Source organism: Pseudonocardia petroleophila (genome assembly GCF_014235185.1).
GTDB classification, from domain to species: domain Bacteria; phylum Actinomycetota; class Actinomycetes; order Mycobacteriales; family Pseudonocardiaceae; genus Pseudonocardia; species Pseudonocardia petroleophila.
Genome location: NZ_CP060131.1, coordinates 2,392,008 through 2,417,003, shown reverse-complemented (window position 1 = coordinate 2,417,003; position 24,996 = coordinate 2,392,008). Strand labels below are relative to the sequence as shown.

The 24,996-nt window shown below is 69.3% G+C and carries 28 protein-coding genes; 1 reads left to right on the top strand and 27 read right to left on the bottom strand.

Features of this window, described 5'->3' with window-relative positions; translation table 11 throughout:
* Positions 1 to 141 precede the first annotated feature (141 nt).
* The 25 genes from rplO to rpsL form a co-directional block, all read right to left on the bottom strand.
* Positions 142 to 597, bottom strand: coding sequence for a 50S ribosomal protein L15 (rplO, locus tag H6H00_RS12245; RefSeq protein WP_141278875.1), 456 nt, complete (start codon positions 595 to 597; stop codon positions 142 to 144).
* Positions 594 to 779: a 50S ribosomal protein L30 gene (gene rpmD / locus H6H00_RS12240; protein ID WP_185721392.1), complete on the bottom strand. Its 186-nt coding sequence runs from the start codon at positions 777 to 779 to the stop codon at positions 594 to 596. The genes rplO and rpmD overlap by 4 nt, the downstream gene beginning before the upstream one ends.
* A complete protein-coding gene (rpsE, locus tag H6H00_RS12235; RefSeq protein ID WP_185721391.1) occupies positions 779 to 1,444 on the bottom strand; it encodes a 30S ribosomal protein S5 in 666 nt (221 codons plus the stop codon). The genes rpmD and rpsE overlap by 1 nt, the downstream gene beginning before the upstream one ends.
* Positions 1,445 to 1,472: 28 nt before the next feature.
* On the bottom strand, positions 1,473 to 1,877 hold the full coding sequence (gene rplR, locus H6H00_RS12230) for a 50S ribosomal protein L18 (protein ID WP_185721390.1): 405 nt from the start codon (positions 1,875 to 1,877) through the stop codon (positions 1,473 to 1,475).
* Positions 1,877 to 2,416 carry a 50S ribosomal protein L6 gene (rplF, locus tag H6H00_RS12225; RefSeq protein ID WP_185721389.1) on the bottom strand — a complete coding sequence of 180 codons (540 nt, stop codon included), beginning with the start codon at positions 2,414 to 2,416 and terminating at the stop codon, positions 1,877 to 1,879. Before rplF ends, rplR begins: the two co-directional genes overlap by 1 nt.
* A gap of 12 nt (positions 2,417 to 2,428) precedes the next feature.
* Positions 2,429 to 2,827, bottom strand: coding sequence for a 30S ribosomal protein S8 (rpsH, locus tag H6H00_RS12220; RefSeq protein ID WP_141278869.1), 399 nt, complete (start codon positions 2,825 to 2,827; stop codon positions 2,429 to 2,431).
* Positions 2,828 to 2,904: 77 nt separating this feature from the next.
* Positions 2,905 to 3,090 carry a type Z 30S ribosomal protein S14 gene (locus H6H00_RS12215; RefSeq protein ID WP_141278868.1) on the bottom strand — a complete coding sequence of 62 codons (186 nt, stop codon included), beginning with the start codon at positions 3,088 to 3,090 and terminating at the stop codon, positions 2,905 to 2,907.
* 3 nt (positions 3,091 to 3,093) lie between these two features.
* Complete coding sequence (gene rplE, locus H6H00_RS12210) at positions 3,094 to 3,660, bottom strand: 50S ribosomal protein L5 (protein WP_255425706.1); 567 nt, start codon at positions 3,658 to 3,660, stop codon at positions 3,094 to 3,096.
* A gap of 1 nt (position 3,661) precedes the next feature.
* Positions 3,662 to 3,988, bottom strand: coding sequence for a 50S ribosomal protein L24 (gene rplX / locus H6H00_RS12205; RefSeq protein WP_185721388.1), 327 nt, complete (start codon positions 3,986 to 3,988; stop codon positions 3,662 to 3,664).
* A 3-nt stretch (positions 3,989 to 3,991) separates the two neighbouring features.
* On the bottom strand, positions 3,992 to 4,360 hold the full coding sequence (gene rplN / locus H6H00_RS12200; RefSeq protein ID WP_172157780.1) for a 50S ribosomal protein L14: 369 nt from the start codon (positions 4,358 to 4,360) through the stop codon (positions 3,992 to 3,994).
* Complete coding sequence (rpsQ, locus tag H6H00_RS12195) at positions 4,357 to 4,644, bottom strand: 30S ribosomal protein S17 (protein WP_185721387.1); 288 nt, start codon at positions 4,642 to 4,644, stop codon at positions 4,357 to 4,359. Before rpsQ ends, rplN begins: the two co-directional genes overlap by 4 nt.
* Complete coding sequence (gene rpmC / locus H6H00_RS12190) at positions 4,641 to 4,883, bottom strand: 50S ribosomal protein L29 (RefSeq protein WP_141278863.1); 243 nt, start codon at positions 4,881 to 4,883, stop codon at positions 4,641 to 4,643. The genes rpsQ and rpmC overlap by 4 nt, the downstream gene beginning before the upstream one ends.
* A complete protein-coding gene (gene rplP, locus H6H00_RS12185) occupies positions 4,883 to 5,302 on the bottom strand; it encodes a 50S ribosomal protein L16 (RefSeq protein ID WP_141278862.1) in 420 nt (139 codons plus the stop codon). The genes rpmC and rplP overlap by 1 nt, the downstream gene beginning before the upstream one ends.
* Positions 5,303 to 5,304: 2 nt before the next feature.
* Positions 5,305 to 6,141, bottom strand: coding sequence for a 30S ribosomal protein S3 (rpsC, locus tag H6H00_RS12180; RefSeq protein ID WP_185721386.1), 837 nt, complete (start codon positions 6,139 to 6,141; stop codon positions 5,305 to 5,307).
* Positions 6,141 to 6,557, bottom strand: a complete 417-nt coding sequence (gene rplV / locus H6H00_RS12175; protein WP_185721385.1) for a 50S ribosomal protein L22 — start codon at positions 6,555 to 6,557, stop codon at positions 6,141 to 6,143. Before rplV ends, rpsC begins: the two co-directional genes overlap by 1 nt.
* 22 nt (positions 6,558 to 6,579) lie before the next feature.
* Positions 6,580 to 6,861 carry a 30S ribosomal protein S19 gene (gene rpsS / locus H6H00_RS12170; RefSeq protein WP_141278859.1) on the bottom strand — a complete coding sequence of 94 codons (282 nt, stop codon included), beginning with the start codon at positions 6,859 to 6,861 and terminating at the stop codon, positions 6,580 to 6,582.
* Between the two features lie 15 nt (positions 6,862 to 6,876).
* Positions 6,877 to 7,713, bottom strand: a complete 837-nt coding sequence (gene rplB, locus H6H00_RS12165; RefSeq protein ID WP_185721384.1) for a 50S ribosomal protein L2 — start codon at positions 7,711 to 7,713, stop codon at positions 6,877 to 6,879.
* A gap of 3 nt (positions 7,714 to 7,716) precedes the next feature.
* A complete protein-coding gene (gene rplW, locus H6H00_RS12160) occupies positions 7,717 to 8,019 on the bottom strand; it encodes a 50S ribosomal protein L23 (RefSeq protein WP_185721383.1) in 303 nt (100 codons plus the stop codon).
* Entirely contained in the window at positions 8,016 to 8,921 is a 906-nt protein-coding gene (gene rplD / locus H6H00_RS12155; protein WP_185721382.1) for a 50S ribosomal protein L4, sunset domain variant, read from the bottom strand. The genes rplW and rplD overlap by 4 nt, the downstream gene beginning before the upstream one ends.
* Complete coding sequence (gene rplC, locus H6H00_RS12150) at positions 8,918 to 9,574, bottom strand: 50S ribosomal protein L3 (RefSeq protein WP_185721381.1); 657 nt, start codon at positions 9,572 to 9,574, stop codon at positions 8,918 to 8,920. Before rplC ends, rplD begins: the two co-directional genes overlap by 4 nt.
* Before the next feature lie 14 nt (positions 9,575 to 9,588).
* A complete protein-coding gene (gene rpsJ / locus H6H00_RS12145; RefSeq protein ID WP_040804197.1) occupies positions 9,589 to 9,894 on the bottom strand; it encodes a 30S ribosomal protein S10 in 306 nt (101 codons plus the stop codon).
* A gap of 317 nt (positions 9,895 to 10,211) precedes the next feature.
* Entirely contained in the window at positions 10,212 to 11,405 is a 1,194-nt protein-coding gene (tuf, locus tag H6H00_RS12140; RefSeq protein WP_185721380.1) for an elongation factor Tu, read from the bottom strand.
* A 107-nt stretch (positions 11,406 to 11,512) separates the two neighbouring features.
* Positions 11,513 to 13,612: an elongation factor G gene (fusA, locus tag H6H00_RS12135; RefSeq protein WP_185721379.1), complete on the bottom strand. Its 2,100-nt coding sequence runs from the start codon at positions 13,610 to 13,612 to the stop codon at positions 11,513 to 11,515.
* Positions 13,613 to 13,657: 45 nt separating this feature from the next.
* Entirely contained in the window at positions 13,658 to 14,128 is a 471-nt protein-coding gene (gene rpsG, locus H6H00_RS12130; protein WP_185721378.1) for a 30S ribosomal protein S7, read from the bottom strand.
* Entirely contained in the window at positions 14,128 to 14,502 is a 375-nt protein-coding gene (rpsL, locus tag H6H00_RS12125) for a 30S ribosomal protein S12 (RefSeq protein ID WP_185721377.1), read from the bottom strand. Before rpsL ends, rpsG begins: the two co-directional genes overlap by 1 nt.
* A 492-nt stretch (positions 14,503 to 14,994) precedes the next feature.
* On the opposite strand from rpsL, the gene H6H00_RS12120 reads away from it, so the two are divergent.
* Entirely contained in the window at positions 14,995 to 17,322 is a 2,328-nt protein-coding gene (locus H6H00_RS12120; RefSeq protein WP_185721376.1) for an alpha/beta hydrolase fold domain-containing protein, read from the top strand.
* Between the two features lie 85 nt (positions 17,323 to 17,407).
* On the opposite strand, the gene H6H00_RS12115 is transcribed toward H6H00_RS12120, so the two are convergent.
* Both H6H00_RS12115 and rpoB read right to left on the bottom strand, forming a co-directional pair.
* Positions 17,408 to 21,322, bottom strand: coding sequence for a DNA-directed RNA polymerase subunit beta' (locus H6H00_RS12115; RefSeq protein ID WP_185721375.1), 3,915 nt, complete (start codon positions 21,320 to 21,322; stop codon positions 17,408 to 17,410).
* A 43-nt stretch (positions 21,323 to 21,365) separates the two neighbouring features.
* Positions 21,366 to 24,896, bottom strand: a complete 3,531-nt coding sequence (rpoB, locus tag H6H00_RS12110; protein WP_379539733.1) for a DNA-directed RNA polymerase subunit beta — start codon at positions 24,894 to 24,896, stop codon at positions 21,366 to 21,368.
* Between the last annotated feature and the right edge of the window lie 100 nt (positions 24,897 to 24,996).

The following is a 24,996-nucleotide window of genomic DNA, read 5'->3' as shown; positions in this document are numbered from 1 at the left end:
GTGATCCTCCTGTACTGGTGGCCCCCGCGTCGCGGGCTGCCGCGGCGGCACTGGGGCGACCGCGCAGAACCCTAACAGCGGCTGTGCCGCCCCCACGGCGCGGACCGGCGCACGATGGCGCCGGTCCGCACCGAACGGGAGTCACAGCTCGGTGACGGACCCGCCTGCTGCCGCGATCTTGTCGCGGGCACTGCCGGAGAACGCGTGCGCACTCACGGTGAGCTTCACGCCGTCCAGGTCGCCGTTGCCCAGCACCTTGACGGGCTGGTTGCGACGCACCGCGCCGGCCTCGACGAGCTCGTCGGGGCCGACCGTGCCGCCCTGCGGGAACAGGGTGGCCAGGTCGCCGACGTTCACGACCTGGAACTCCACGCGGAAGCGGTTCTTGAAACCCTTCAGCTTGGGCAGCCGCATGTGCAGCGGCATCTGCCCACCCTCGAAGCCCGCGGGCACGCCCTTGCGGGCGCGCGTGCCCTTGGTACCGCGGCCGGCGGTCTTGCCGCCCTTGCCGCCCTCACCGCGTCCGACGCGGGTCTTGGCGGTCTTCGCACCCGGCGCGGGGCGCAGGTGGTGGATCTTGATGGTGGACTCGCTCACGAGGACACCTCCTCAACCGTCACGAGGTGCCGGACGGTGTGGACCATGCCCCGGATCTGCGGGGTGTCGTCCTTCTCCACCGTCTGGCGGATCTTGCGCAGCCCGAGCGAGAGCATCGTGGCGCGCTGGTTGGCCTTGGCGCCGATGACGCTCTTGCGCTGGGTGATGATCAGCTTCGACATCAGGCCCTCGCCGCCTGCGCGGCTTCCGCCCGCGCGCGCATCATCTGGGCCGGGGCGACGTCCTCGAGCGGCAGGCCACGGCGGGCCGCCACCTCCTCCGGGCGCTGGATCATCTTCAACGCGGCGATCGTGGCGTGCACGACGTTGATCGCGTTGTCGGAGCCCAGGCTCTTGGAGAGGATGTCGTGGATCCCGGCGCACTCCAGCACGGCACGCACCGGGCCACCGGCGATGACGCCGGTACCGGGGCTGGCCGGGCGGAGGAGGACGACGCCGGCTGCGGCCTCGCCCTGCACCCGGTGGACGATCGTGCCGCCGATGCGGGGGACGCGGAAGAAGTTCTTCTTCGCCTCCTCCACACCCTTGGCGATCGCCGCGGGCACCTCCTTGGCCTTGCCGTAGCCGACACCCACCAGGCCGTCGCCGTCGCCGACGATCATCAGCGCGGTGAAGCTGAAGCGCCGACCGCCCTTGACGACCTTGGCGACGCGGTTGATCGTGACCAACCGCTCGATGTACGGGGTCTTGTCCTGGGCGCCGCCCCGGCCGCCGCTGTCGCGACGGTCACGGCCACCACCCGAGTTGCTGCGCTCGCCACCGGGCCCGCTGTTGGGCCCACCGGACCCACCGGGCCCTCCGCCGTCGCGCCGTGCACGTCCCGGCATCAGTGGTTCCCTTCCATGTTGTTCACCATCAGAACTCCAGCCCACCCTCGCGGGCGGCGTCGGCCAGCGCCGCGATCCGACCGTGGTAGCCGAAGCCACCGCGGTCGAACACGACGGAGGTGACGCCGGCCTCGCGCGCACGGGCGGCCACGAGCTCGCCGACCTTGGCCGCACGGGCCTTCTTGTCGCCGTCGAAGGCGCGGACGTCGGCCTCCATCGTCGACGCCGAGGCCAGCGTGCGGCCCGCGAGGTCGTCGATGAGCTGCACGACGATGTGCCGCGAGCTGCGCTTGACCGCGAGGCGCGGACGCTCCGGGCTGCCGCTGACCTTCTTGCGGAGCCGGGCGTGCCGGCGCGTGACTGCGGTGCGGCGCTTGGCCGACACCTGGGAGGCGGTCCGCTTCTTGGCGGCCGCACTGATCGTCTCGGCCATTACTTACCCGTCTTCCCGACCTTGCGGCGCACGTTCTCGCCGGCGTACCGCACGCCCTTGCCCTTGTAGGGCTCGGGCTTCCTGATCTTGCGGATGTTGGCGGCGGTCTCGCCGACCAGCTGCTTGTCGATGCCCTGAACGGAGAACTTGTTCGGGGTCTCGACGACGAAGGTGATGCCCTCGGGCGGCTGGACGACCACGGGGTGGCTGAACCCGAGCGCGAACTCGAGGTTGCCGGCCTTGAGGGCGACGCGGTAGCCGACGCCGACGATCTCGAGCTTCTTCTCGTAGCCGGCGGTGACGCCGAGCATGAGGTTGTTGACCAGCGTGCGCGACAGGCCGTGGTAGGCCTTGCTGCGCCGCTCGTCGTCCGGACGCTTGACGAGCACGGTGCCGTCGTCGTCGCGCTCGACCGTGATCGGCTCGATGACGGTGTGCGTCAGGGTGCCCTTGGGGCCCTTGACGGTCACCGTACGGCCGTCGATCTGGACATCCACACCGGACGGCACGGTGATGGGCAGCTTCCCGATTCGGGACATGGTGTTACCCCCTCACCAGACGTAGGCGAGGACTTCTCCGCCCACGCCGTTCTTGTGTGCTTGCCGCTCGGTCTGGAGACCGGCGGACGTGGAGATGATGGCCACGCCCAGACCGCCGAGCACGCGCGGCAGGTTCGTGGACTTGGCGTAGACGCGCAGGCCGGGCTTAGAGACCCGGCGCAGGCCGGCGATGCTCCGCTCGCGGTTGCGCCCGTACTTCAGCTCGATGACCAGGGACTTGCCGACCTCGGCGTCCTCGACGGAGTGCGACGCGATGTAGCCCTCGCGCTGGAGGATCTCGGCGATCGACACCTTGAGCTTGGAGTGCGGCATGACCACGCGGTCGTGGTACGCCGAGTTGGCGTTGCGGAGACGCGTGAGCATGTCCGCGATGGGATCGGTCATCGTCATGGTGACGTCACTGCTTTCCCGCCTGGTTCCCCCGGGCTCTCACCCGGGGGCCTGTGACGATCTGGAGGAAGGAGGAACTACCAGGAGGACTTGCTCACGCCCGGCAGCTCGCCGGCGTGGGCCATCTCGCGGACGCAGATCCGGCAGAGGCCGAACTTGCGCAGCACGGCACGGGGCCGTCCGCACTTCTGGCAGCGGGTGTAGCCGCGGACCTTGAACTTCGGAACGGCCGCGGCCTTGATGCGGAGCGCCTTCTTGGCCATGTCTCATGCCTCCTTGAAAGGGAAGCCGAGCTTGCGGAGCAGCGCACGGCCCTCGTCGTCGGTCGTCGCCGTGGTGACGACCGTGATGTCCATGCCGCGCGGACGGTCGATCGAGTCGGGGTCGATCTCGTGGAACATCGACTGCTCGTTCAGGCCGAACGTGTAGTTGCCCCGGCCGTCGAACTGCGTGCTCGACAGACCGCGGAAGTCCCGGATGCGCGGCAGGGCGATCGTCAGCAGCCGGTCCAGGAACTCCCACATCCGGTCGCTGCGGAGGGTGACCTTCGCGCCGATCGGCATGCCCTCGCGCAGCTTGAACTGCGCGATGGACTTGGTCGCCCGCCGCATCTGCGGCTTCTGACCGGTGATGGTCGCGAGATCGCGCATGGCGCCGTCGATCAGCTTCGCGTCACGGGCGGCGTCGCCGACACCCATGTTCACGACGACCTTCACGACGCCGGGGATCTGCATGACGTTGGGGTACTCGAACTGCTCACGCAGCTGCGGCGCGATCTCGTCGCGGTAGCGCTGCTTGAGCCTCGGGATCGTCTTCTCCTCGGTGCTGGTCACGTCAGATCTCCTTCCCGGTGCTCCGGGAGACCCGAACGCTGGACCGCTTGCCGTCCTCGTCGCGGGTGACCTGGCGGCCCACGCGCGTCGGCTTGCCCTCGGAGTCGACGACCATCACGTTCGAGACGTGGATGGCGGCCTCCTGCGTGACGATGCCGCCGGACTGGGCGCCGCGCTGGTTCTGGCTGACCCGGGTGTGCTTCTTGATCCGGTTCACGCCCTCGACCAGGACGCGGTCACGCTCGGGGTAGGCCTGGATGACCTTCCCCTTCGCTCCCTTGTCCTTGCCGGCGATCACCACGACGGTGTCGCCCTTCTTGATCTTCATGGGTTACAGCACCTCCGGCGCGAGGGAGATGATCTTCATGAACTTCTTGTCGCGGAGTTCGCGACCGACCGGTCCGAAGATGCGGGTCCCGCGCGGCTCGCCGTCGGGCTTGATCAGCACGGCGGCGTTCTCGTCGAAACGGATGTAGGAACCATCCGGGCGGCGACGCTCCTTGACGGTGCGCACGATGACGGCCTTGACGACGTCACCGCGCTTCACCCCCGCTCCGGGGATGGCGTCCTTCACCGTGGCGACGATGGTGTCGCCGATCCCCGCGTAGCGCCGGGCCGAACCGCCCAGCACCCGGATGCAGAGGATCTCCTTGGCACCGGTGTTGTCGGCGACGCGCAGCCGCGACTCCTGCTGGATCACTTCGCCTTCTCCAGGATCTCCACCAGGCGCCAGCGCTTGGTGGCCGACAGCGGGCGGGTCTCCATCAGCCGGACGCGGTCGCCGACGCCGGCCGTGTTGGCCTCGTCGTGCGCCTTGATCTTCGTCGTCCGGCGGATGACCTTGCCGTACATCCGGTGCTTCACGCGGTCCTCGACGACGACGACGATCGTCTTCGCCATCTTGTCGGAGACCACGAGGCCCTCACGGACCTTGCGCTCGTTCCGCTCCACCTCGGTGGGCGGCGTCTTCGCTGTGTCGCTCATGCCGCGCCCTCATTCTCGTCCGGGGCGGCAGAGAGGCCCAGCTCGCGCTCGCGCATGATCGTGTAGATCCGCGCGATGTCGTGCCGGACGGTACGCAGCCGCCGGTTGTTGTCCAGCTGCCCGGTGGCCATCTGGAAGCGGAGGTTGAACAGCTCCTCCTTGGCCTCACGCACGCGGAGCACGAGCTCCTCGTCGGTGAGCTCACGCAGCTCGGCTGCGGTCGTCGTCGACGCGGCCATCAGATGTCACCACCCTCACGGGTCACGATCCGGCACTTCATGGGCAGCTTGTGGATCGCGCGGCGCAGGGCCTCGCGGGCGAGCTGCTCGTTGGGGTAGCTCATCTCGAACAGGACCCGACCCGGCTTCACGTTGGACACCCACTTCTCGGGGGAGCCCTTACCGGAACCCATGCGGGTCTCCGCCGGCTTCTTCGTCAGCGGGCGGTCCGGGAAGATGTTGATCCAGACCTTGCCGCCGCGCTTGATGTGCCGGTTGATGGCGATACGAGCGGACTCGATCTGCCGGTTGGTGACGTACGCGGGCTCGAGGGCCTGGATGCCGTACTCACCGAAGGTGACGCGGGTGCCGCCCGAGGCCGCACCGGTGCGGTGCGGACGGTGCTGCTTGCGGTGCTTGACCCTGCGGGGGATCAGCATGATCAGGCCTCCCCACCGGTCGTCTCGGGCGCGGGCGCGTCGACCGTCGCGGTGGCGGTGCCACCCGACGACTCGGCGGCGGCGCGACCGGCCTCGGTGCCGGAGCCCGTGGTGCCCGAGGCACCCGAGCGACGGCGGGCCGGGCGCTCGCGGCGCGGGCCGCGGTCGCCACCGGGGGCCGCGGCCGCAGCCGGGGCACCCTCGCGACGGCCACCGACGACGTCACCCTTGTAGATCCACACCTTGACGCCGATGCGCCCGAACGTGGTGCGGGCCTCGAACAGGCCGTAGTCGATGTCGGCGCGCAGCGTGTGCAGCGGGACCCGACCCTCGCGGTAGAACTCCGAGCGCGACATCTCCGCGCCGCCGAGGCGACCCGAGCACTGGACCCGGATCCCCTTGACCTGCGGGGAGCGCATGGCCGACTGGATGGCCTTGCGCATCGCGCGGCGGAACGCCACGCGGTTGGACAGCTGCTCGGCCACGCCCTGCGCGACGAGCTGGGCGTCCGACTCGGAGTTCTTGACCTCGAGGATGTTGAGCTGGACCTGCTTCTTGGTCAGCTTCTCGAGGTTGCCGCGGATGCGGTCGGCCTCGGCGCCGCGCCGGCCGATCACGATGCCCGGACGCGCGGTGTGGATGTCCACCCGGACGCGGTCGCGGGTGCGCTCGATCTCGACCTTGGAGATGCCGGCCCGCTCCATGCCCTTGGAGAGCATGCGGCGGATCTCGACGTCCTCCTTGACGTACTCGGCGTACTGCTTGTCGGCGTACCAGCGCGACTTCCAGTCGGTGGTGATACCGAGGCGGAAGCCGTGCGGGTTGATCTTCTGACCCATTAGCGGGTCCTCCCCTTCGCACCACGAGCGCCGCGCCCGTTCTTGGCGGGCTGCGACTCGACCTCGACGGTGATGTGGCTCGTGCGCTTGCGGATCCGGTACGCGCGGCCCTGGGCCCGCGGACGGATGCGCTTGAGCGTCGGGCCCTCGTCGGCCATGGCCACGGCCACCACGAGGGTGTCGGGGTCCAGGTCGAGGTTGTTCTGGGCGTTGGCCGCCGCACTGGCGACCACCTTGTACAGGGGCTCACAGGCAGCCTGCGGCGAGAACCGCAGGATGTCGAGAGCGTCCTGGACCGGCCGACCCTTGATCAGCGCGATGACGCGCCGGACCTTGGTCGGCGACATGTGCACGTGCCGCGCGATCGCGCGCGCCCGGACGGGCGCGGCGGTCGTGCTCTCGGCTGTTCCAGCCATGGTCACTTCCTCCTGCTCCGTCTCAGCGCCTGCGCGACTTGCGGTCGTCCTTGATGTGGCCCCGGAAGGTCCGCGTGGGCGCGAACTCCCCCAGCTTGTGGCCGACCATCGAGTCCGACACGAACACCGGCACGTGCTTGCGGCCGTCGTGCACCGCGATCGTGTGCCCGATCATGTCGGGGATGATGGTGGACCGTCGGGACCAGGTACGGATGACGGTCTTCTTGCCCGACTCGTTGAGGACGTCCACCTTCTTGAGCAGGTGGTCATCCACGAACGGGCCCTTCTTCAGGCTGCGTGGCATCTTTTACCTCCCTGCTCAGCGCTTGTTCTTGCCGGTGCGACGGCGACGGACGATCAACTTGTCGGACGGCTTGGTGCGGCGGGTGCGGCCCTCGGGCTTGCCCGCGGGGTTGACCGGGTGGCGACCACCGGAGGTCTTGCCCTCACCACCACCGTGCGGGTGGTCGACCGGGTTCATGGCGACACCGCGGACGGTCGGGCGCTTGCCCTTCCACCGCATGCGGCCCGCCTTGCCCCAGTTGATGTTGGAGTGGTCGGAGTTGCCGACCTCGCCGATCGTCGCGCGGCAGCGGACGTCGACGTTGCGGATCTCGCCCGAGGGCAGCCGGAGCTGCGCGTACGGGCCGTCCTTGGCGACCAGCTGCACCTTGGCCCCGGCCGAGCGCGCCATCTTCGCGCCGCCACCGGGGCGGAGCTCGATGGCGTGGATCACGGTGCCCGTGGGGATGTTGCGCAGCGGCAGGTTGTTGCCGACCTTGATGTCGGCCCGGGGGCCGGCCTCGACGCGGTCGCCCTGCTTCAGCTTCTCCGGCGCGATGATGTAGCGCTTCTCGCCGTCGGCGTAGTGCAGGAGCGCGATCCGCGAGGTGCGGTTCGGGTCGTACTCGATCTCGGCGACCTTGGCCGGCACGCCGTCCTTGTCGTTCCGGCGGAAGTCGATCAGCCGGTACGCGCGCTTGTGACCACCGCCCTGGTGCCGGGTGGTGATGCGCCCGTGAGCGTTGCGGCCGCCCTTGGAGTGCAGCGGACGGATCAGCGACTTCTCCGGCGTCGACCGGGTGATCTCGGCGAAGTCGGAGACGCTGGAGCCGCGGCGACCGGGGGTCGTCGGCTTGTACTTGCGGATACCCATGGCTCAGGCCCCTGCCCTTCCACCGAACACGTCGATGGTGCGGCTCTCCTCGGAGAGCGTCACGATCGCGCGCTTGGTGTCGCGGCGCTTGCCGAAGCCGGTGCGGGAGCGCTTGCGCTTCCCGTTGCGGTTCAGGGTGTTCACGGAGAGCACCTTGACGCCGAACACCTTCTCGACGGCGATCTTGATCTCGGTCTTGTTCGCGTCCGGCTTCACGAGGAAGGTGTACTGGCGCTCCTCGAGCAGCCCGTAGCTCTTCTCCGAGACCACCGGCGCGAGCAGGATGTCGCGCGGATCGGGGATCACTTCTCCTCCTTCTCACCGCGCTGCGACGGCGGCAGCTGGAAGCCGGCCTCTTCGGCCGCCTCCGCGGTGGCGAACCAGACCTCCGCCACGGTGCGGGCGTAGAACGAGCTGCCCGGCACGTGGTAGAGCATCGAGTCGGCGTTGCCCTTGACGGGGAAGCCCTCGGGCTCGCCGCCGTCGGCCAGCGGAGCGTGGCTCTGCGGGCCGTAGGGGGCGTCGCCGGCGGGCTCGGCCGGGGCCTTCTTGACGAGTCCCTGCGGCGCGTCCGCGGCAGCGGCGGCGGACTTCCGCGTCGGCACCGCGATCGGGCCGGCGAGGAAGGTCTCGAGCGACTCCTCGGTGAACAGCACGACGTCGTTGACGAGCACGTCGTAGGTGTTCAGCTGGTCGGGCGCGATGAGGTGCACGTCCGGCAGGTTGCGCAGGCTGAGCTGGCTGACGACGTCCTCGCGGCCGACGACGGCGAGCACGCGGCGCCCCGCGTCGCTCACGAGCGACTCGATGGTCTGCCGGGCGGCCTTGGTCGAGGGCGCCTCGCCGGTGACCAGCGAGTCGACGACGATCACGCGGCCGGCGCGGGCCCGGTCGGAGAGGGCACCGCGCAGGGCGGCGGCCTTCATCTTCTTGGGCGTCTTCTGCGTGTAGTCGCGCGGCGTGGGGCCGTGGACGACACCACCGCCGGCGAACTGCGGCGCACGGGTCGAGCCCTGGCGCGCGCGGCCGGTGCCCTTCTGGCGGTACGGCTTCTTGCCGCCACCGCGAACCTCACCGCGGGTCTTCGTGTCGTGCGTGCCCTGGCGGGCGGCGGCCAGCTGGGCCACCACCACCTGGTGCATCAGCGGCACGTTCGCGGTGACGTCGAAGACGTGCGCGGGGAGATCGGCCTTCACGGTCGTGGTCATGCCTTCACACCACCCTTCGCGGCGCTCTTGACCAGCAGCAGTCCGCCGCGGGGTCCGGGGACGGCACCCTTGATCAGCAGCAGCCCGCGCTCGGCGTCCACCCGGTAGACCGTGAGGTTCTGGGTGGTGACGCGCGCGACGCCCATGCGACCGGCCATCTTGATGCCCTTGAAGACGCGACCGGGGGTCGCGCAGCCACCGATGGAGCCCGGCGAGCGGTGCTTGCGCTGCACGCCGTGGCTGGCGCCGAGGCCGTGGAAGCCGTGGCGCTTCATGACGCCCGCGGTGCCCTTGCCCTTGGACGTGCCGACCACGTCGACGGTGGCGCCGTTCTCGAACACCTCGGCGGTGATCTCCTGGCCGAGCGAGTACTCGCCGGCGTCGGAGGTGCGCAGCTCGACCAGGTGGCGACGCGGCGTGGTGCCCGCCTTGCCGAAGTGGCCGGTGCGCGGCTTGTTCACCTTGCGCGGGTCGATGGCGCCGTACGCCAGCTGGACGGCGACGTAGCCGTCCTTCTCGGTGGTGCGGACCTGGGTCACCACGTTCGGGCCCGCCTGGACCACGGTGACCGGGACCACCCGGTTGTTCTCGTCGAAGACCTGGGTCATCCCGAGCTTGGTGCCCAGGATCCCGGTGATCTGTCGTTCGCTCATGATGTCCGTCAGCCCTACTGAATGTTCACGTCGACGGACGCCGGCAGGTCGATGCGCATGAGCGCGTCGACCGTCTTGGGCGTCGGGTCGAGGATGTCGATCAGCCGCTTGTGGGTGCGCATCTCGAAGTGCTCGCGCGAGTCCTTGTACTTGTGCGGCGAGCGGATGACGCAGTAGATGTTCTTCTCCGTCGGCAGAGGCACCGGCCCGACGACCCGAGCTCCCGTGCGCGTGACCGTCTCGACGATCTTGCGCGCGGAGGCGTCGATGGCCTCGTGGTCGTAGGCCTTCAGCCTGATGCGGATCTTCTGTCCCGCCATGGTCGTCGGTCGTCCTTCTCTGTCCTGCCGCGTGTACGGGTGGTCCGGGTCGGGCCCGGCCCGTGGACCGGCGCAGCGCGCGGTGGCGCTGTCGGTTCGCACGGTCTGGGCTCCGGTCCACGAGGTCGGGCGTGTCGCCGTTTCTCGCGATCCGGTCCCCGGGATCACCCGCGACCCCGGGGGGTCGCTGTGCTCGGGGGGCTGGCGCCGGGCCCGGCACGCGCGGAGACGAACTCCGCGCATGCCGGCGCCCTACGCGCAACCCGTCAAGGATGCCACACGGGTGCGCGGCATCCTTGACCGGGGGTGGTGCGGTCCTACTTGTTGATCTTGATGACCTGGCCGGCGCCGACCGTCCGGCCACCCTCGCGGATGGCGAACTGCAGGCCCTCCTCCATGGCGATCGGCTGGATCAGCTTGACCTCCATGGTGGTGTTGTCGCCGGGCATGACCATCTCGGTGCCGCTGGGCAGCGTGACCACGCCGGTGACGTCCGTCGTCCGGAAGTAGAACTGCGGACGGTAGTTGTTGAAGAACGGCGTGTGCCGGCCGCCCTCGTCCTTGGACAGGATGTAGACCTGGCCCTCGAACTCGGTGTGCGGCGTGGTGGTGCCGGGCTTCACGATGACCATGCCGCGCTCGACCTGCTCACGCTTGATGCCGCGGAGCAGCAGCGCCGCGTTGTCGCCGGCGCGACCCTCGTCGAGGAACTTCTTGAACATCTCGATGGAGGTCGTGGTGGTCTTGAACGACTTCTCGCGGATGCCGACGACCTCGACCTCCTCGTTCACCTTGACGATGCCGCGCTCGATGCGGCCGGTGACGACGGTGCCACGACCGGAGATCGTGAAGACGTCCTCGACCGGCATCAGGAACGGACGGTCGACGTCGCGCTCGGGCTCCGGGATCGACTCGTCGACGGCGTCCATGAGCTCGAGCAGCTTCTCGGCCCACACCGGGTCGCCCTCGAGCGCCTTGAGCGCCGAGACGCGGACGATCGGGAGGTCGTCGCCGGGGTACTCCTGAGCCGAGAGCAGCTCACGGACCTCGAGCTCGACGAGCTCCATGATCTCCTCGTCGTCCACCATGTCGGCCTTGTTCAGCGCGACGACGATGTACGGCACGCCGACCTGGCGGGCGAGCAGCACGTGCTCACGCGTCTGGGGCATGGGGCCGTCGGTGGCGGCGACCACGAGGATGGCGCCGTCCATCTGGGCCGCACCGGTGATCATGTTCTTGATGTAGTCGGCGTGCCCGGGGCAGTCGACGTGCGCGTAGTGGCGCTTCTCGGTCTGGTACTCGACGTGCGCGATCGAGATCGTGATGCCGCGCTGGCGCTCCTCGGGAGCCTTGTCGATCTGGTCGAACGCCGACGCCGCGTTGAGCGTCGGGAACTTGTCGTGCAGAACCTTGGTGATGGCCGCCGTCAGCGTGGTCTTACCGTGGTCGATGTGACCGATGGTGCCGATGTTGACGTGCGGCTTGGTCCGCTCGAACTTCGCCTTCGCCACTGGGGAATCCTCCTGGACTGAGTGACTTCATCCGCCGTGCTGACGGGGGGGTCTGTGGGTGGAACGGGGTCCGGCGGGCCCAGGGAGGGCCCGCCGGGGACGATCTCTTACTCGCCCGTGGCCTTGGCGATGATCTCCTTGGCCACGTTGGTCGGGACCTCCGCGTAGGAGTCGAAGACCATGGTGTAGTTCGCCCGGCCCTGGGTCCGCGACCGGAGGTCGCCGACGTAGCCGAACATCTCGGACAGCGGGACCAGCGCCTTGACGACGCGGGCGCCCGCCCGCTCCTCCATGGCCTGGATCTGGCCGCGGCGGGAGTTGAGGTCGCCGATCACTTCACCCATGTAGTCCTCGGGCGTGGTGACCTCGACGGCCATCATCGGCTCGAGCAGCGCCGGGCTGGCCTGACGTGCGGCCTCCTTGAGCGCGATCGAGCCGGCGACCTTGAACGCCATCTCGGACGAGTCGACCTCGTGGTACGCACCGTCGACCAGGGTCAGCTTGACCCCGACGAGCGGGAAGCCGGCCAGGATGCCGTACTGCATGGCGTCCTGCGCTCCGGCGTCGACCGACGGGATGTACTCCCGCGGGATGCGGCCACCGGTGACCTTGTTGTCGAACTCGTACAGCGCACCGTCGGCGGTGTCCAGGGGCTCGATGGTGATGATCACCTTGGCGAACTGGCCCGAGCCACCGGTCTGCTTCTTGTGCGTGTAGCTGTACTTCTCCACCGTCCGGCGGATGGTCTCGCGGTAGGCGACCTGCGGCTTGCCGATGTTCGCCTCGACCTTGTAGTCGGTCTTCATGCGGTTCACCAGCACCTCGAGGTGCAGCTCCCCCATGCCGGCGAGGATCGTCTGACCGGACTCCTCGTCCTGCGTGACCTGGAAGGTGGGGTCCTCCTCGGCCAGCTTCTGGATCGCGACGCCCAGCTTCTCCTGGTCGGCCTTGGTCTTCGGCTCCACCGCGACCTGGATGACCGGGTCGGGGAAGGACATCGACTCGAGCACGATGGGGTGCTGCGGGTCCGACAGGGTCTCCCCGGTCGTGGTGTCCTTCAGGCCGATGACCGCGTAGATGTGGCCGGCCTGGGCCTCCTCGACCGGGTTCTCCTTGTTGGCCTGCATCTGGAACATCTTCCCGATGCGCTCCTTGCGGTCCTTGGTCGAGTTGACGACCTGGGACCCCGCGGCGACCTTGCCGGAGTAGACCCGGATGTAGGTGAGCTTGCCGAAGAACGGGTGCGCGGCGATCTTGAACGCGAGCGCGGAGAACGGCTCGGTCACGTCCGGCTTGCGGGTGGCGACCGTCTCGCCGTCCTGCAGCGTGCCCTCGACCGGCGGCACGTCGAGCGGGGACGGGAGGTAGGCGATGACCGCGTCGAGCATGGGCTGGACGCCCTTGTTCTTGTACGCGGACCCGCACAGCACCGGGTAGGCGATGCGGTCGGTCACGATCTTGCGGATGCCGTGCTTGATCTGCTCGACCGTGAGCTCCTCGCCACCGAGGTAGAGCTCCATGAGCTCGTCGTCGGTCTCGGCGACGGCCTCGACGAGGGCCGTGCGGTACTCCGCGGCCTTCTCGGCGAGATCGGCCGGGATCTCCTCGACGGTGTAGTCCTCACCGATCTTCACCTCGCCGCGCCACGTGAGCGCGCGCATCTCGACCAGGTCGACGACGCCGATGAAGTCGTTCTCGGAACCGATCGGCAGCTGCAGGGGCAGCGGCGTGGCGCCGAGGCGCTCCTTGATCGTCCGCACGGTGAAGTAGAAGTCCGCACCGAGCTTGTCCATCTTGTTGACGAAGCAGATGCGCGGGACGTCGTACTTGGTGGCCTGCCGCCAGACCTGCTCGGACTGCGGCTCGACACCTTCCTTGCCGTCGAAGACGGCGACCGCGCCGTCGAGCACCCGCAGGGACCGCTCCACCTCGACGGTGAAGTCGACGTGCCCGGGGGTGTCGATGATGTTGATCTGGTGGTCTTTCCAGAAGCAGGTGATCGCGGCGCTCGTGATCGTGATGCCGCGCTTCTGCTCCTCCTCCATCCAGTCCATCGTGGCCGCACCGTCGTGGACCTCACCGATCTTGTAGTTCAGACCGGTGTAGTACAGGATCCGCTCGGTCGTCGTCGTCTTGCCGGCGTCGATGTGGGCCATGATGCCGATGTTGCGGACCTTGCCCAGGTCCGTCAGCACGTCGCGTGCCACAGCTATCTCGCTTCCCTCAAGAGGTTGGCGCGGACGATCGGCCCGTCACCAGCGGTAATGGGCGAAGGCCTTGTTGGACTCCGCCATCTTGTGCATGTCCTCGCGCCGCTTCACGGCAGCGCCCAGACCGTTGCTCGCGTCGAGGAGCTCGTTCATGAGCCGCTCGACCATGGTCTTCTCACGACGCGCGCCGGCGTAGGACACCAGCCAGCGCAGGCCCAGGGTGGTCTGCCGGACGGCACGCACCTCGACCGGGACCTGGTAGGTGGCGCCACCGACGCGGCGGCTGCGCACCTCCAGGGCGGGCTTGACGTTGTCGAGCGCGCGCTTGAGCGTGACGACCGGGTCGGTGCCGGTCTTCTCCCGCGTGCCCTCCAGGGCCGCGTAGACGATCCGCTCGGCGAGGCTGCGCTTGCCGTCCTGGAGCACCTTGTTCACCAGCTGGGTGACCAGCGGCGAGCTGTAGACCGGGTCGGAGACCAGCGGTCGCTTCGGAGCAGGGCCCTTGCGAGGCATCAGCTCTTCTCCTTCTTCGCGCCGTAACGGCTGCGAGCCTGCTTGCGGTTCTTGACGCCCTGCGTGTCCAGCGAGCCACGGACGATCTTGTAGCGGACACCCGGGAGGTCCTTCACGCGGCCACCGCGGACGAGGACGATCGAGTGCTCCTGGAGGTTGTGGCCCTCACCGGGGATGTAGGCCGTGATCTCCATGTTGCTGGTGAGCCGCACACGAGCGACCTTGCGGAGCGCCGAGTTCGGCTTCTTCGGGGTGGTCGTGTAGACGCGCGTGCAGACGCCGCGACGCTGGGGACTCCCCTTGAGCGCGGCCGTCTTCGTCTTGGTGGCCTTGTCCTGACGGCCCTTGCGGACCAGCTGCTGGATCGTGGGCATGAACCGTCTGCTTCTTCCCGTCGGTGGTGCTGGTGCTCTAACTGGACTGGGTCGTGCCGGGGAGGCCGGTAGCACCGGCCGCCCTCCCCCGAGGTCGGGCGTGTCGCACCGACGAACACCGCATGAATGAAGTCGGGGAACCTCACCGGGTGGCCATCGGCCCTGCGCGTCGGGGACGCGATCACGGGCCGGAGCCTGCGATCAGCGGCCCCCGGGCGCGCAGATCGGCCCGACCGTGGTCGAGCGCAAGCACCAAGAGTACCCGCCCCGCAGAGAGGGGGTCAAAACGGGTCCTGGTCAGCGTCTGCCGGTCCGGCCAGAGTGCCGCACCTCGGCGCGCGGTGCAAGCAGACTCGCCCGCTCGCCGCGTAGCGACCCCCGCTCGTCGCAGACGGGCGGGGACCCACCGTGATCCGCGACGTGGCCCGTTCGTGCACGTCCTGGCCCCGGCGAGCCGTTCCGGACACCGGGCACGGGTGGATACCGTCGGGCATGGCCCTTCCGCGCGCCGCCGTCCGGCTGCTCACCCGGGGCGTCGTCGCCCCCCTGCTCTCCCCGCTGCTGCCGCTGCCGGTCAGCAGGCGCCTGCTCGACGCCACGGGGTACGTCCTGCCCCTGCCGCTGGGCACCCGCCGCACCGCGACGACGCTCGGCGGCGTGGCCGTCGAGCGCGTCGCGGCGCCGGGCGCCGACGGCCCGCACCAGGTGCTCTACCTCCACGGCGGCGGGTACAAGACGGGCTCCCCCACCTCGCACCGCGCGCTGACCGCGCACCTGAGCCGGGCCTGCGGCGCGCCGGTGCACGTGCCGGCCTACCGGCTCGCTCCCGAGCACCCGTTCCCCGCCGCCGTCGACGACGCCGTGGCGGTGTGGCGGGCGCTGCGCGCGGCGGGCCATGCGGCACAACGCATCGCGGTGCTCGGTGATTCCGCGGGCGGCGGGCTGGCGATGGCACTGGCGCTGCGGCTGCGCGCCGCGGGCGAGGACCTCCCCGGGTCGCTCGGGCTGATCTCGCCGTGGCTCGACCTCGACCTCCGCTCCCCCTGGGTCACCACCAACGCCTCCCGCGACGCCATGCTCGACCCGTCCACGCTCGCGCCTGCCGCCGAGGAGTACCGCCGCGGCGCCGACGCCCCGGAGCTCGTTCCGCTGACCGCCGACCTGACCGGCTTCCCGCCGCTGCACGTCGTGGCCGGGGCCGACGAGATCCTCGTCGGCGACTCCGACGCCCTCGTCGAGCGGGCCCGGGCGGCGGGCGTCCCGGTCTCCTACACCCGGGCGGCCGGGCTGTGGCACGCCTACCCGGTGTTCGCGGGCCTGCTCGCCGAGGCCGACGCCGCCGTCGCGGAGCTGGGTGCGACCGTCCGGCGCGACTGCGCGGTGGCCCCGGTGCGGGTGGCGGTGGTCGGCGCCGGTTTCGGGGGGATCGGGCTGGGTGCGGCGCTGCACGGGTCGGGCACGGCCGAGGTGACGATCCTGGACAAGGCCGACGGCGTCGGCGGGGTCTGGCGCGCCAACACCTACCCCGGCGCGGCGTGCGACGTGCCCTCGCACCTGTACTCGTTCTCCTTCGCCCCCGGCCGGGAGTGGACCCGCCGGTTCGCCCCGCAACCCGACATCCTGCGCTACCTGGAGCGGGTGGCCGCCGAGCACCGGCTGGAACCGCGGCTGGGCACCGAGGTCACCGAGGCCCACTGGGACGAGGCGCGCGCCGCGTGGCGGCTCGACCTCTCCGACGGCGACTCGATCGAGGCCGACGTGCTGGTGCCGGCGTGCGGCCAGCTCTCCCGGCCCGCGGTCCCGCGGATCCCCGGGCTCGACTCGTTCACCGGCCCGGTCTTCCACTCCGCCGAGTGGGACCACGACGTCGACCTCACCGGGAAGCGTGTCGCGGTGGTCGGCACGGGCGCGAGCGCGATCCAGTTCGTGCCCGCGATCGTCGACGACGTCGCGTCGATGACGGTCTTCCAGCGCTCCGCGCCCTACCTGATCCCCAAGCCGGACCGCGCCTACGGCCGCGTCCGGCGCGCCCTGCTCCGCGTGCTCCCCGCCGGGCGGCTGCCCGCCCGCGCGTTCTGGACGCTGTTCTTCGAGACGGGGGCGCTGGGCTTCACCCGGTTCCCGCTGCTGACGCCCCCGTTCCGGTGGGCGCACGACGCGATGCTGCGCCACCAGGTCCCCGACGCCGACCTGCGCGCGAAGCTGCAGCCCGACTACCCCGTCGGCTGCAAGCGCGTCGGCATCTCCTCGGACTGGTTCCCGGCGCTGGCCCGGCCGCACGTCGACGTCGTCACCGACGCGATCGCGGCCGTGACGCCCACCGGCGTCCGGACCGCCGACGGCACCGAGCACCCGGCGGACGTGATCGTCCTGGGCACCGGGTTCGCCACCACCGACTTCCTCACCCCGATGAAGGTCTTCGGCCCCGGCGGCGTCGAGCTCTCGGACCGGTGGCGCGAGGGGGCCAGGGCCCACCTGGGCATCGCGGTGCCCGGCTTCCCCAACCTGTTCCTGCTCTACGGCCCCAACACCAACGTCGGCTCCGGGTCGATCGTGCACATGCTGGAGAGCCAGATCGCCTACGTGCGCCAGGCGATCACCGCGATCGCGGGCGGAGCGGGCCCGCTGTCGGTGCGCCCGGAGGTGGAGAGCCGGTTCGACACCGAGATGCAGGACCGGCTCGACCGCAGCGTCTGGACGGGCTGCCGGAGCTGGTACCGGACCGCGTCGGGCCGGATCGTCAACAACTGGCCCGGCCTGATGCTCGAGTACCGCAGGCGCACCGCGCACTTCGAGGTCGGCGACTACCGCGACCACTGAGCCGGCGCAACGACGAACGGGGCCGGCCACCTCCACGGGAGAGAGGTGACCGGCCCCGTTCTGGGCCTTCGGGCCGGCGAGCTGCCTAGCGGTAGTCGCGGCCGAAGTCGTAGTCGTCCAGCGGCACCGCGGCACCGGTGCCCGTGCCGAACACGTCGGGGCTGTAGTAGCCGTCGTCGTAGCTCGGCAGCGCGTAGGCGGCCGCGCGGGCCTCCTCCGTGGGCTGGACCTGGATGTCGCGGTAGCGGGCGATGCCCGTACCCGCCGGGATCAGCTTTCCGATGATCACGTTCTCCTTGAGCCCGACGAGCTTGTCGCGCTTCCCGTTGATCGCGGCATCGGTGAGGATCCGGGTGGTCTCCTGGAACGAGGCCGCGGACAGCCACGACTCCGTGGCCAGCGAGGCCTTCGTGATCCCCATCAGGACCGGGCGGCCGGACGCGGGCTCGTTGCCCTCGGCCACGACGCGCCGGTTCTGGGTCTCGAAGTCGGCCCGCTCGGCGAGTGCGCCGGGCAGGAACTCCGTGGCCCCCGAGTCGATGATCGTGACCCGGCGCAGCATCTGCCGGACGATCACCTCGATGTGCTTGTCGTGGATGTCGACGCTCTGCGTGCGGTACACCTTCTGCACCTCACGCACGAGGTGCAGCTGCACCTCACGCGGACCCATGACGCGCAGCACCTCGTGCGGGTCGGCCGTGCCCTCGAGGAGCAGCTGGCCCACGTGCACGTGGTCGCCGTCGGCCAGCGGACGCTCCTGGCCGTCGACCGTGGTCATCGCGAGCCACTGCCGCTTGGACAGCTTCTCGTAGACGATCTCCTCGCCACCGTCGTCCGGGGTGAGGGTGATCTTCCAGAAGCGCTCGCCGTCCTCGATCGCGATGCGACCGTCGACGTCGGCGATCGGGGCCTTGCCCTTGGGGACGCGGGCCTCGAACAGCTCCTGGACACGCGGCAGACCCGTCGTGATGTCGTCACCCGCCACACCACCGGTGTGGAACGTGCGCATCGTCAGCTGGGTGCCGGGCTCACCGATCGACTGCGCCGCGACGATGCCGACCGCCTCGCCGACGTCGACCAGCTTGCCGGTGGCCATCGAGCGGCCGTAGCACATGCCGCAGATGCCGGTGGCCGACGTGCAGGTGAGCGGGCTGCGCACCTTGATCGTCTTGACGCCGGCCGCGACGATCGCGTCGAGCGCCGGGTCGCCGAGGTCCTCACCGCGACGGATGACGACCGAGCCGTCGGCGCCGATCGCGTCCTCGCCCGCGGTGCGGGCGTAGACGCTGGTGCGCAGGTAGCGGTGCGGGATCAGGCGGCCGTCGGAGGTCTCCTCCGTGACGGCCATCGTGACGCCCCGCTCGGTGCCGCAGTCGACCTCGCGGACGATGACGTCCTGCGACACGTCCACCAGACGACGGGTCAGGTAGCCCGAGTCGGCGGTGCGCAGCGCGGTGTCGGCGAGGCCCTTGCGGGTGCCGTGCGTGGAGATGAAGTACTCCAGCACCGACAGGCCCTCACGGAAGTTGGCCTTGATCGGACGGGGGATGTACTCGCCCTTGGGGTTGGCCACCAGACCACGCATACCGGCGAGCTGCCGGACCTGGGTCATGTTGCCCGCCGCGCCCGACTTGACGATCGTCGGGATCGGGTTGTCCTCGGGGAAGTTGGCCTCCATGGCCCGGGCGACCTCTTCGGACGCCTGGGTCCAGATCTTGACCATCTCGTCGTTGCGCTCCTGGTGGGACAGCGCCCCGCGCAGGTACCGCTTGTTGACCTGCTCGGCCTTGACCTCGTAGCCGTCGAGGATCTCCTGCTTGTTCGGCGGCACGATGACGTCGGAGACGGCCATCGTGACCCCGGAGCGCGTGGCCCAGTAGAAGCCCGCGTCCTTGAGCCGGTCGAGGCACTGCGCGACCTCGGTCATCGAGTACCGCTCGGCCAGATCGTTGATGATCATGGCCTGGCGCTTCTTCGGCAGGATCTCGTTGACGTACGGGTAGTCGGCCGGGAGCAGCTCGTTGAACAGCACCCGACCCAGCGTGGTGTCGGCCAGCCACGGGTCGCCCTCGGACCAGCCGATGGACTCCGCGATCGCGGCGGGCGGGGTGACCCCGTGCAGGCGGATCTTCATCGGCGCCTGCAGGTGGAGCACCTTGCGGTCGTACGCCATGATCGCCTCGGCGACCGAGGAGTAGATCCCGCCCTCGCCGTGTGCGCCCTCGCGCAGCCGGCTCAGGTGGTAGATGCCCGTGACCATGTCCAGACGCGGCATGGCCAGCGGACGGCCCGACGCCGGCGACAGGATGTTGTTCGACGACAGCATCAGGACGCGCGCCTCGGACTGCGCCTCGGCCGACAGCGGCAGGTGCACCGCCATCTGGTCACCGTCGAAGTCGGCGTTGAACGCCTCGCACACCAGCGGGTGGAGCTGGATGGCCTTGCCCTCGACCAGCTGCGGCTCGAAGGCCTGGATGCCCAGGCGGTGCAGGGTCGGTGCCCGGTTGAGCAGCACCGGGTGCTCGGAGATGACCTCCTCGAGCACGTCCCACACCTGCGAGCGGCCGCGCTCGACCATGCGCTTCGCGGACTTGATGTTCTGCGCGTGGTTGAGGTCGACCAGCCGCTTCATGACGAACGGCTTGAACAGCTCCAGCGCCATCTGCTTGGGCAGACCGCACTGGTGCAGCTTGAGCTGCGGGCCGACGACGATGACCGAACGGCCCGAGTAGTCGACGCGCTTGCCGAGCAGGTTCTGGCGGAACCGGCCCTGCTTGCCCTTGAGCAGGTCGGACAGCGACTTGAGCGGCCGGTTGCCCGGGCCCGTCACCGGCCGGCCGCGGCGGCCGTTGTCGAACAGCGCGTCGACGGCCTCCTGCAGCATCCGCTTCTCGTTGTTGACGATGATCTCGGGCGCGCCGAGGTCGATCAGTCGCTTGAGGCGGTTGTTGCGGTTGATGACCCGGCGGTACAGGTCGTTGAGGTCGGACGTGGCGAAGCGGCCACCGTCGAGCTGCACCATCGGGCGCAGGTCCGGCGGGATGACCGGGACGCAGTCGAGCACCATGCCCATCGGCGAGTTGCCGGTGGTCTGGAACGCCGCGACGACCTTGAGGCGCTTGAGGGCGCGGAGCTTCTTCTGCCCCTTGCCGCTGCGGATGGTCTCCCGCAGGTTCTCGGCCTCGGCCGGGATGTCGAAGTTCTGCAGCAGCGTCTGGATCGCCTCGGCGCCCATGGCGCCGGTGAAGTAGTCGCCGTACCGGTCGTAGAGCTCCCGGTAGATCGACTCGTCGGCGATGAGCTGCTGCACGTCGAGCTTGGTGAACGCGGTCCAGATCTCGTCGAGCCGGTCGAGCTCGCGCTGCGCGCGGTCACGGAGCTGGCGCATCTCGCGCTCGCCGCCGTCCTTGACCTTGCGCCGGACGTCGCCCTTCGCGCCCTCGGCCTCGAGCTCGGCCAGGTCGGCCTCGAGCTTCTGGGCCCGCTCCTCGAGGTCGGTGTCGCGCCGGTTCTCGACCCGCTTGCGCTCCACGCTCATCTCGGTCTCGAGCGTGGACAGGTCGTTGTGGCGCAGTTCCTTGTTGACCGACGTGATCACGTAGGCCGCGAAGTAGATGATCTTCTCGAGATCCTTGGGCGCCAGGTCGAGCAGGTAGCCCAGCCGGCTCGGCACACCCTTGAAGTACCAGATGTGCGTGACCGGGGCGGCCAGCTCGATGTGGCCCATCCGCTCACGACGCACCTTGGCGCGCGTGACCTCCACGCCGCAGCGCTCGCAGATGATGCCCTTGAACCGGACGCGCTTGTACTTGCCGCAGTAGCACTCCCAGTCCCGGGTCGGACCGAAGATCTTCTCGCAGAAGAGTCCGTCCTTCTCGGGCTTGAGCGTGCGGTAGTTGATCGTCTCGGGCTTCTTGACCTCGCCGTGGGACCACTCACGGATGTGCTCCGCGGTGGCCAGGCCGATGCGCAGTTCGTCGAAGAAGTTGACGTCGAGCACTATTCGCCTCAGTTCCTTCTGTGTATCTGGCTCGGGCAGGCGGTCAGTTGACGACGTCGTCGACGGTCATCGACTCGGAACCGGGGCGGCTGGACAGGTTGATGCCCAGGTTCGCCGCGGCCCGCTCGAGGTCCTCGTCGTCGGTGTCGCGCATCTCGATCGCCTGGCCGTCGCTGGAGAGCACCTCGACGTTCAGGCAGAGCGACTGGAGCTCCTTGAGGAGCACCTTGAACGACTCCGGGATGCCGGGCTCCGGGATGTTCTCGCCCTTGACGATCGCCTCGTAGACCTTCACGCGGCCCGCGACGTCGTCGGACTTGATCGTGAGCAGCTCCTGCAGCGTGTAGGCCGCGCCGTAGGCCTGCATCGCCCAGCACTCCATCTCACCGAAGCGCTGGCCACCGAACTGCGCCTTACCACCCAGCGGCTGCTGCGTGATCATCGAGTACGGGCCGGTGGAGCGGGCGTGGATCTTGTCGTCCACCAGGTGCAGCAGCTTCAGGATGTACATGTAGCCGACCGCGACCGGGAACGGGAAGGGCTCCCCGGAACGACCGTCCATCAGCGTGGCCTTGCCGTCGGACTTGACCATCCGCTCGCCGTCGCGGTTGGGCAGCGTGCACCCGAGCAGACCGGTGATCTCGTGCTCCTTGGCACCGTCGAACACCGGGGTGGCGGTCTTGGTGCCGGCGGGAGCGGAGTACAGGCTCTCCGGGATCTGCTTGGCCCAGTCGAGCCCGTTCTCGTTCTCGCCGCCCTCGATGTCCCAGCCGGTCTTGGCGATCCACCCGAGGTGGGTCTCCAGGACCTGGCCGATGTTCATCCGTCGCGGGACACCGTGGGTGTTCAGGATGATGTCGATCGGGGTGCCGTCGGGCAGGAAGGGCATGTCCTCGGCGGGGAGGATCTTGCCGATGACGCCCTTGTTGCCGTGGCGGCCGGCGAGCTTGTCGCCGTCCTGGATCTTGCGCTTCTGGGCCACGTAGACGCGGACCAGCTCGTTGACGCCGGGCGCCAGCTCGTCCTCGTCGTCGCGGGAGAAGACCCGGATGCCGATGACCTTGCCGGTCTCGCCGTGGGGCACCTTGAGCGAGGTGTCGCGGACCTCGCGCGCCTTCTCACCGAAGATCGCGCGGAGCAGGCGCTCCTCCGGGGTCAGCTCGGTCTCGCCCTTGGGCGTGACCTTGCCGACCAGGATGTCGCCGGGCTGGACCTCGGCACCGATGCGGATGATGCCGCGCTCGTCGAGGTCGGCGAGGACCTCCTCGGAGACGTTCGGGATGTCCCGGGTGATCTCCTCGGCGCCCAGCTTGGTGTCGCGGGCGTCGATCTCGTGCTCCTCGATGTGGATCGACGTGAGCACGTCGTCCTGCACCAGGCGCTGCGAGAGGATGATCGCGTCCTCGTAGTTGTGGCCCTCCCACGGCATGATCGCCACGAGCAGGTTCTTGCCCAGTGCCATCTCGCCGTTCTCGGTGCACGGCCCGTCGGCCAGCACCTGCCCGACCTCGACGCGCGCGCCCTCGAGCACGATCGGCTTCTGGTTGGTGCAGGTGCCCTGGTTGCTCCGGCGGAACTTGTGCAGCCGGTACGTGCGGCGGGTGCCGTCGTCGGCCATCACCGTGATGAAGTCGGCGCACAGCTCCTCGACGACACCGGCCTTCTCGGCCACGACCACGTCGCCCGCGTCGACCGCGGCGCGCAGCTCCATACCGGTGCCGACGAGCGGCGAGTCGGAACGGAGCAGCGGCACCGACTGGCGCTGCATGTTGGCGCCCATCAGGGCGCGGTTGGCGTCGTCGTGCTCGAGGAACGGGATCATCGCGGTGGCGACCGAGACCATCTGGCGCGGCGAGACGTCGATGTAGTCGACGCCGGCCGGGGAGATGTAGTCGACGTCGCCGCCCTTGCGGCGCACCAGCACGCGGTCGCCGACGAAGTTGCCGTCCTCGTCGAGCGGCTCGTTGGCCTGCGCGATGATGAAGCGGTCTTCCTCGTCGGCCGTGAGGTAGTCGATCTGCTCGGTGGCCTTGCCGTCCTCGACCTTGCGGTACGGGGACTGGATGAAGCCGAACGGGTTGACCTGCGCGAAGCTGGCCAGCGACCCGATCAGGCCGATGTTCGGGCCCTCCGGGGTCTCGATCGGGCACATGCGGCCGTAGTGGGACGGGTGCACGTCGCGCACCTCGAAGCCGGCGCGCTCACGGGACAGACCACCCGGGCCCAGCGCGGAGAGGCGACGCTTGTGCGTCAGGCCCGCGAGGGGGTTGGTCTGGTCCATGAACTGCGACAGCTGCGACGTGCCGAAGAACTCCTTGATCGCGGCCACGACGGGCCGGATGTTGATCAGGGTCTGCGGCGTGATCGCCTCGACGTCCTGGGTCGTCATCCGCTCGCGGACGACGCGCTCCATGCGCGAGAGGCCGACCCGGATCTGGTTCTGGATCAGCTCGCCCACGGTGCGCAGGCGACGGTTGCCGAAGTGGTCGATGTCGTCGGTCTCGACCGGGATCTCGACGCCCGAGCCCTCCTCGCCCTCGACGGCGTCGGAGACCATCGTGGTGTCACCGGCGTGCAGCCGGACGAGGTACTCGATCGTCGTGGCGATGTCCTCCTCGGTCAGCGTGCCGACCGGGTTGGGCGTGGACAGGCCCAGCTTCTTGTTGACCTTGTAGCGGCCCACCTTGGCGAGGTCGTAGCGCTTGTCCTTGAAGAACAGGTTCTCCAGGAGCGTCTGCGCGCTCTCGCGGGTGGGGGGCTCGCCGGGGCGCAGCTTGCGGTAGATGTCGAGCAGGGCCTCGTCCTGGCCGGCCGTGTGGTCCTTCTCCAGGGTGGCGAGCATCGTCTCGGAGAAGCCGAAGCGCTTCGAGATCTGCTCGGCGTCCCAGCCCAGCGCCTTCAGCAGCACGGTGACCGGCTGGCGGCGCTTGCGGTCGATGCGGACGCCGACGGTGTCGCGCTTGTCGACGTCGAACTCCAGCCACGCACCGCGGCTGGGGATGACCTTGACCGAGTAGACGTCCTTCTCGGTCGTCTTGTCGATGTTGTGGTCGAAGTAGACGCCCGGCGACCGGACGAGCTGCGACACGACGACACGCTCGGTGCCGTTGATGATGAACGTGCCCTTCGACGTCATCACGGGGAAGTCGCCCATGAAGACCGTCTGGCTCTTGATCTCACCCGTGGTGTTGTTCGTGAACTCCGCGGTGACGAACAGCGGAGCCGCGTAGGTCATGTCCTTGTCCTTGCACTCCTCCTCCGACGCCTTGACCTCGTCGAAGCGAGGGTCGGAGAAGGACAGGGACATCGACCCGGAGAAGTCCTCGATCGGCGAGATCTCGGTGAGGATCTCCTCGAGACCACCCACCGGGTTCTCGTCCCCGGCATCGATCCGCCGCTGGAACCACGCCTCGTCGCCGACCAGCCACTCGAACGACTGCGTCTGCAGGTCGAGGAGGTCGGGGACCCGGAGCGGCTCGCGGATCTTCGCGAAGGAGACCCGGGTGGGGGCTCCGGGGAGGGCCATGTGGTCCGAGGTGGTCGCGGGGGTCTTGGTGGCGTGCGGCGATGCCAAGATGCGTCCTTCCGGAACTGCGCTCTTCATCTGGCGTGCTCCGGGTTCCTCGCGCTACCGTTTCGTTCAGTCCGGTAGGAGCGGGAAGATCCGGGTCACG

Bases quoted from the DNA above. Each gene is read 5' to 3' on its own strand.
- rpsJ (WP_040804197.1), bottom strand. From the start codon at position 9,894: ATGGCGGGACAGAAGATCCGCATCAGGCTGAAGGCCTACGACCACGAG.
- rpsE (WP_185721391.1), bottom strand. From the start codon at position 1,444: ATGCCGGGACGTGCACGGCGCGACGGCGGAGGGCCCGGTGGGTCCGGT.
- rpmC (WP_141278863.1), bottom strand. From the start codon at position 4,883: ATGGCCGCGTCGACGACGACCGCAGCCGAGCTGCGTGAGCTCACCGAC.
- rpsS (WP_141278859.1), bottom strand. From the start codon at position 6,861: ATGCCACGCAGCCTGAAGAAGGGCCCGTTCGTGGATGACCACCTGCTC.
- rplF (WP_185721389.1), bottom strand. From the start codon at position 2,416: ATGTCCCGAATCGGGAAGCTGCCCATCACCGTGCCGTCCGGTGTGGAT.
- H6H00_RS12215 (WP_141278868.1), bottom strand. From the start codon at position 3,090: ATGGCCAAGAAGGCGCTCCGCATCAAGGCCGCGGCCGTTCCGAAGTTC.
- rpmD (WP_185721392.1), bottom strand. From the start codon at position 779: ATGTCGAAGCTGATCATCACCCAGCGCAAGAGCGTCATCGGCGCCAAG.
- rplX (WP_185721388.1), bottom strand. From the start codon at position 3,988: ATGAAGATCAAGAAGGGCGACACCGTCGTGGTGATCGCCGGCAAGGAC.
- H6H00_RS12120 (WP_185721376.1), top strand. From the start codon at position 14,995: ATGGCCCTTCCGCGCGCCGCCGTCCGGCTGCTCACCCGGGGCGTCGTC.
- rplR (WP_185721390.1), bottom strand. From the start codon at position 1,877: ATGGCCGAGACGATCAGTGCGGCCGCCAAGAAGCGGACCGCCTCCCAG.
- rpsC (WP_185721386.1), bottom strand. From the start codon at position 6,141: ATGGGTCAGAAGATCAACCCGCACGGCTTCCGCCTCGGTATCACCACC.
- rplC (WP_185721381.1), bottom strand. From the start codon at position 9,574: ATGAGCGAACGACAGATCACCGGGATCCTGGGCACCAAGCTCGGGATG.
- rplD (WP_185721382.1), bottom strand. From the start codon at position 8,921: ATGACCACGACCGTGAAGGCCGATCTCCCCGCGCACGTCTTCGACGTC.
- rpsG (WP_185721378.1), bottom strand. From the start codon at position 14,128: ATGCCTCGCAAGGGCCCTGCTCCGAAGCGACCGCTGGTCTCCGACCCG.
- rplV (WP_185721385.1), bottom strand. From the start codon at position 6,557: ATGGCTGGAACAGCCGAGAGCACGACCGCCGCGCCCGTCCGGGCGCGC.
- rplP (WP_141278862.1), bottom strand. From the start codon at position 5,302: ATGCTGATCCCCCGCAGGGTCAAGCACCGCAAGCAGCACCGTCCGCAC.
- rpsH (WP_141278869.1), bottom strand. From the start codon at position 2,827: ATGACGATGACCGATCCCATCGCGGACATGCTCACGCGTCTCCGCAAC.
- rplB (WP_185721384.1), bottom strand. From the start codon at position 7,713: ATGGGTATCCGCAAGTACAAGCCGACGACCCCCGGTCGCCGCGGCTCC.
- rpsL (WP_185721377.1), bottom strand. From the start codon at position 14,502: ATGCCCACGATCCAGCAGCTGGTCCGCAAGGGCCGTCAGGACAAGGCC.
- rpsQ (WP_185721387.1), bottom strand. From the start codon at position 4,644: ATGAGCGACACAGCGAAGACGCCGCCCACCGAGGTGGAGCGGAACGAG.